Annotated in this window: 2 protein-coding genes; both read right to left on the reverse strand. The window is 43.6% G+C overall.

The features are described 5' to 3' along the window. The coding region (locus tag HCR01_RS36460; RefSeq protein WP_226890038.1) for a condensation domain-containing protein at positions 1-1,375 on the reverse strand (1,375 nt) is incomplete at its 3' end. 46 nt (positions 1,376-1,421) lie between these two features. Then, positions 1,422-6,868: non-ribosomal peptide synthetase (locus HCR01_RS36465; protein WP_193200774.1), on the reverse strand; the 5,447-nt coding region annotated here is incomplete at its 5' end.

The raw sequence follows: 6,868 nt of genomic DNA on the forward strand, positions 1-6,868 counted from the left end.
ACAGTAACTGCTTTTGTTCGGATGCCGTTAGTAATGGTAATTGGGAAATTGGCTGTTTTGAGTGAGTTACAATTCCCTCAAGTAAGGTTTGGAAATGCCCAAGCATCCTAGTAATTGCATCATAATCAAAACGACTAGTATCGTAATTAATATTCAAAGACAATTGTGAACCAGGAACAACAATTACTGTTAAAGGATAATTAGTACGTTCAATACTTTGAATGTCAAAGACATCTAAATTAGCAATTTGTTGTTGCAGAGAGGCATTTAGAGGATAGTTTTCAAACACAACAATACTCTCAAACAAAGGCAGACCACGGGGTACTTCACTCCAAGAGTGAATATCTACCAATGGGCTATATGAGTATTGCTCACACTCTAGCTGTTGCACTTGTAAATTCTTTAGCCAGGGTAACAGTTCTGTGTCGTCAGTAATGGATACGCGGACTGGCAGGGTGTTGATAAACAGTCCTACCATAGATTCTACTCCGGCTAAGGCTGGCGGACGACCGGAGACAGTGGCACCAAAAACCACGTCTGCTTCTCCACTGTAGCGACTTAGCAACAGCCCATAAGCTCCTTGCACTAGATTGTTTAGCGTCAATTGGTGCTGTCGTGCAAAAGAGTTTAATGCTGCTGTTGTTTGCTCAGATAAATAAATTTCTTGTTTATTGTAACTAGAGTGCCTTTCCTGGTTTTTTAGTGGTTTATCGACAATTAGAGGCGTTGGTGCAGTGAAGTCTTTGAGTTGTTGCTGCCAGAATATTTCGGCTTTGGAAGTGTCTTGTTTTTGTAACCAAGTAATATAGTCGCGGTAAGGACGGGGTGTTTTTAAATATAAGTTATCGTTTTCAATTAAAGCATTGTAAAAAGCAAATACTTCTTGAAAGATGTTAGGTAAAGACCAACCATCTATCAGTATGTGATGATAGCTCCAAATAAACTGATACTGATTATTTGCCTTATGTATGATGGTGTAGCGCATCAGTGGAGCTTGGTTAAGTTCAAAGCCTTGATCGCGATCTAGCTGTAAAAACGCCTCTAAATGGTCTTGTTGTTCCACGGGAGATAGCAAGCGCCAGTCATAGTGAATCCAAGGCAAATTGACAGACTTGCATACTATCTGGAGTGGTTTATTACGTTTTTCCCAAACGAAAACTGTACGCAGAACTGTGTGGCGTTCTACCACTTTAGTCCAAGCCTGTTCAAATGCTGACACATTTAGATGCCCATCAAGAGAGCAAGTTAACTGTTGAAAATACATCCTTGACTTTGAGTCGTAGAGGGTATGGAATAACATACCCTGCTGTAGAGGGGATAGGGGATAGATAAATTCAACATTTTTGCTGTTGTCGGGTTGGTGGGCGATCGCCATTGCTACTCCTAATTTTTAATCAATTTCTGTCATTGGTTTGTTCGTCTTAAAAAACTTGAAATTCGGACATTAACTCGTCAAGTTCTTCTTGACTTAACTCGGCTTCAGGAAAATCTGAAGGTGTATAACCGCCAGCATCGGGTGACTGGCAGTAGTCTATGAGAGTTTGCAAAGCTTCTATGAACCACTGAGCCAAACGCTCAATTGTGCTGCGTTGATGGATTTTCGTGCTGTAAGTCCAATTAATTTGCAGACTTCCTGAAATTACTAATCCACTAATATCCAGGAGATGGCAACGATTTTCTTGGAAGTTATGCTCTGCACCTCCAGATTCTTGAGCAAATGTCCATCCACTGGATTCTGATAACTGCTGATCAAACTGCCCAAGATAATTGAAACTGACTTCTGGTTGGGGCAACTTTTTGAGTAACTCGGCATTTTGACTGAGATATCTTAAGACTCCATAACTAATACCTCGTTTGGGAATGCGGCGTAGTTGCTCTTTGACTGACTTGAGCGCATTTCCTGGATGATGTTCTTCTTCCAGTTCTAAGCGGACTGGGAATAGGGATGTAAACCAACCGACGGTGCGGGACAGATCCACATCTTCAAAAATATCCTCTCGTCCATGACCTTCGAGGTTAATTAGTAGGGAGGGGTGTTTTGTCCACTGGGCAAAGTTCTGCAACAAAGCAGTTAACAATACATCGTTAATTTGAGTGTTGTAGGTGACTGGTACTTCTTGTAGTAGAATCCGTGTCTGTTCCACACTCAAGGACACTGATACAACTGCGGCTGTGGCTATGGTGTTAGCCTCGTGAGTTGGAGGATAATCTACTGGTAAAAAGGTAGCGATCGCCTGAGAATCAGCTAGCCAATAATCTAGTTCATCTGTGAGTGCTTCTGATTGTCCATACTCTGTCAGTCGCTCTGCCCAATCCTTAAAGGAAGAGGTTTTGGGCGGTAATTGCACCGCTTCACCGTGACTGATTTGTTGGTAAGCATTTAACAAATCCTCTAACAAAATCCGCCAAGAAACACCATCTACGGCGAGGTGATGTATGATTAGCAGCAAACGATTCGGCTGGTTAATACCAAGTTTAAATAATGCTGCTCGGATTAGTGGACTTTCGGATATGTTCAGACTAGCTTGTAGTTCGCTACCAGCAGTTTCTAGGGCTGCTTGCTGCTCTTCTAATGCTATTGCTGACAAATCTACCACGTCTAAAGGCACCTTTTCCTCAACGGCAGCGTTAATTTGTTGCCAGCCTTCTTGTTGCACAAATCTCAAGCGCAAGGCATCGTGATGTACCAATAGTTGCTGTAAAACTTCCTCTAATAGCTCTGGCTTCAGGTCTGACGGCACACAGAGCAGCACTGATTGATTATAATGATGCGGCTGTGGTAGATTCTGCTCAAAGAACCAGTGTTGAATCGGTGTTAATGGTAATTCTCCGGTGACTAGGCCTTGTTCAGCTTGAATCTTCTGAATTGTACCTGCCACCATTGCCAATTGAGCGATCGTCTGATTTCCAAACAACAGTTTTGGGGTTAGCTGAATTCCTGCCTGATTCGCTCTGGCAACAATTTGCAGACTGAGGATGGAATCTCCACCCAGTTCAAAGAAGTTATCATCAATGCCTACTTGCTCTACTCCCAGGACATCTGCCCAGATAGATGCCAGCATCTCTTCAGTAGAAGTATGTGGGGCAACAAAACTAACTTCTAGTTCACCACGCGACTCAGGTGCAGGCAAGCTACGGCGGTCAACTTTCCCATTTGGAGTGAGGGGTAAAGCTTCCAGGAACATGAACGACGCAGGAATCATGTATTCCGGCAATTTTTCTGTGAGGAAGCGACGCAATTGAGTAATTGTAGGTGTTTGTTCTTGACGTGTTACCAAGTAGGCGACTAAGCGTTTCTTACCGGGGGCATCTTCTCTAACCATAACTGTCGTCTGTAACACCGCCGGATGTTGACTCACAGCCGCCTCTATCTCTCCCAACTCGATACGAAAACCACGAATTTTCACCTGATGGTCGATGCGTCCTAAGTATTCTATATTACCGTCAGGCAAAAATCGTGCTAAATCACCAGTTTTATAAAGGCGGGGGCTGGGGACTGGGGATTGGGGATTAGGAACTGGGAAGCTATTTTTCTCTACTCCTCCGCTTCCCTTCTCCCCTACTCCCCTGCTTCTTTCAAATGGGTTCAGGATAAATTTCTCTTGTGTCAAATCGGGACGATTCAGATAGCCTTGTGCTAATCCGTCACCGCCAATATGCAGTTCTCCTGGCACCCCGATAGGCACAGGCTGTAAGTTTTGATCTAGCAGGTAAATTTGTGAATTGCTTAATGGGCGACCTATGGGGATAGTTCTAGCCGCTGCTGACAAATCCTTGATTAAGTACCAAGAAGAAAAAGTGGTGTTTTCTGTTGGCCCATAAACATGAAGTAAGTGCTGTGGAGCACCCTTGCTGAGAACTTCTTGCACCCATCTAGGATCGACAGCCTCGCCGCCAAATAGTAGATATTGCAGACCACTAAATGCTTTAGGCACAAAACTAGCTAACTGATTGAATAAAGCTGTGGTCAAGAACAAGATACTGATTTGCTGGGAGTGCAATTGCGCGGCAAATTCTTCAGGTGCAAGGAGGATATCTTGAGCAATGATGACTAACCTTGCACCATGCAGCAGTGCGCCCCAGATTTCAAAGGTCGTAGCATCAAAAGCCGCGTTAGCAGCTTGGGCAATTCGGTCATCGGGTGTTAATTGTATGTAGTTGGTGTTAAACACAAGTCTATTTACAGCCCGATGAGGAACGACTACCCCCTTTGGTTTACCTGTGGAACCGGAAGTATAGATGACGTAAGCTAGGTTTTGATCTGTGACGCTGCTGTTGAGATTATCTGGTTTTTGTTGGTGAATTGTCTCCCAGTCAGTGTCTAGGCAAACTATTTTTGCTTGATGTTCCGGTAATTTTTCGATTAGTTGCTGTTGGGTTAACAGCACCTGAATTTGAGTATCTTCTAGCATGAAACTCAGACGTTCTTGAGGATAATCTGGGTCGAGAGGTACATAAGCCCCGCCCGCTTTGAGTATCCCCAATAGTCCTACTACCATTTCTAAAGAGCGTTCCACACACAGACCAACTAGTTCATCTGCCCTGACACCTAAATTATTCAGGTAGTGGGCTAGTTGATTGGCACGACTATTCAATTCTCGGTAAGTGAGATGCTGGTCTGCAAATACTACTGCTATTGCATCTGGATTACGCTCTACTTGCTTTTCAAATAGCTGATGGATGCACTGATGTTGAGGATATTCTGTTTGAGTATCATTCCATTCCCACAGCAATTGCTGTTGTTCGGATGTCGTCAGTAGTGGCAATTGTGAAATTGGTTGTTCTGGGTCAGCGACAATTCCCGCCAGTAAGGTCTGGAAATGCCCTGTCATTCGGGTAATGGTGGCTTCTACAAATAGGTCACAGTTATATTCCCATGAACCTACTAATTCATCACCTATGGTTTCTAAGGTTAAGGTCAAATCAAACTTTGCCGTTTGGTTATCTGTTATCAATGAACTCAAAGTTAACTCAGGAAGCTCTATCTGTGGCATGGGAGCATTTTGCAGTACGAATGCTACCTGAAACAGAGGTGTATGACTTAAATTGCGTTCTGGCTGTAATACCTCAACTAAAAGTTCAAAGGGCAAGTCTTGATGACTGTATGCTGCCAAGGTCATTTCCCGGACTCTGGTCAGTAACTCCTCAAAACTGGGGTCGCCTGATAAATCAGTGCGAAGAACTAATGTGTTGACAAAAAAGCCAATTAAGCCTTCTATTTCACTGTGATTACGGTTAGCTATGGGTGAACCCACCAAGATATCTGCTTGTCCCGTGTAGCGATAAAGCAGAGTGTCAAAGGCTGCTAACAGCGTCATAAACAAGGTGACTCCTTGTTTTCGACTCAAGTGATTAAGTGCGGCGTTTAAGTCTGGTGATATAGTGAAGGATTGTTGCATTCCCCGGAAGCTTTGTACAGCAGGTCTGGGTCGGTCTGTAGGCAGTTCTAATAATGTTGGTGCGTTTGCTAGTTGCTGTTGCCAATAAGCAAGTTGAGAATCTTTAATATCGCCTTGCAAAAATTGCCGTTGCCATACTGCAAAGTCAACGTACTGGATAGGAAGTTCTGGCAGTGGTGTCGGCTGACCTTGAGCAAATGCGGTGTAGATTGCTGCTATTTCTTGAACAAAAACACCCATTGACCAAGCATCAGAGACAATATGGTGCATACAGAACAGCAATATGTGTTCTGTCTGAGAAAGTACCAGCAATGTAGCTCGCGTTAAGAGTTGACTTGCTAGGTCAAAGGGTTGCTGGGCTTCTGCTATTGCCAATCGTTGAATTTCAGTTTCTTGCTCATCTGCTGGTAAATGCTGCAAATCTACTCCTGGCATTGATAAAGCAGCACTGGGGCGAATAATTTGTACTGCTTGCCCATCTTCTTGAGTGACAAAGTTAATCCGTAAAACTTCGTGACGGCGGATGATTTCGTTGAGGCTTTGTTCTAGGGCGGTTACATTTAAGTTACCTTGCAGACGTGCGCCTGCGGCGATGTTGTAAAAGGCATTATTTGGCTCTAACTGGTCGAGGAACCACAAACGCTGTTGAGCAAAAGACAGTGGTAATTGTTTATTCCTGACTACTGGTTGTAAAGGTAGTGTATTTAAATGTGGTGCGTCTGACGCGAAAGTGATGCGCTCGGCTAAATCGGCAACGGTGACAGCTTCAAATATAGTACGCAAAGGTAATTCTACTTTTAAGGCAGTCCGAACCCTAGAGATTAATTGAGTGGCGATTAAGGAGTGTCCACCGAGTTCAAAGAAGTTGTCATGAATACCTACTTGTTTAACTCCTAAAACCTCTGCCCAGATTTGCGCCAACATCTCTTCAATGGGATTACGTGGTTGGATAAAACTGGCTTCTAGTCCGCTACGTGAGATATCAGGGTGTGGTAGTTCTCGATAGTTAACTTTACCATTAGGAGTAAGTGGTATGGTTTCTATAACTACGAATGCTGCAGGTACCATGTATTCAGGCAGTTTTTCTTTCAGGAAGCGACGTAGGTCACTAATTACGGGTGCTGTATCTGGATTGGCAACAACATAAGCTACTAAACGTCGGTCGCCAGGAATATCTTCTCGTGCGATCGCTACAGCCTGTGACACAGTAGAATGTTTTCTAAGAACAGCTTCTATCTCTGCTAACTCGATACGGAAGCCCCGGATTTTGACTTGATTATCAATCCGTCCCAGAAATTCTATATTACCGTCAAGTAAAAACCGCGCTAAATCACCAGTTTTATACAACAGATCCGATTCTAATTTTGAATTTATAAATTTCTCTAATGTCAAATCTGGGCGGTTAAGATAGCCTTTTGCTAAACCGACACCGCCAATGTGCAATTCACCAGGTACACCAATAGGTACAG

Origin of the sequence: Nostoc sp. MG11 (assembly GCF_014904695.1) — a bacterium.
In the GTDB taxonomy this organism is placed as follows: Bacteria; Cyanobacteriota; Cyanobacteriia; order Cyanobacteriales; family Nostocaceae; genus Komarekiella.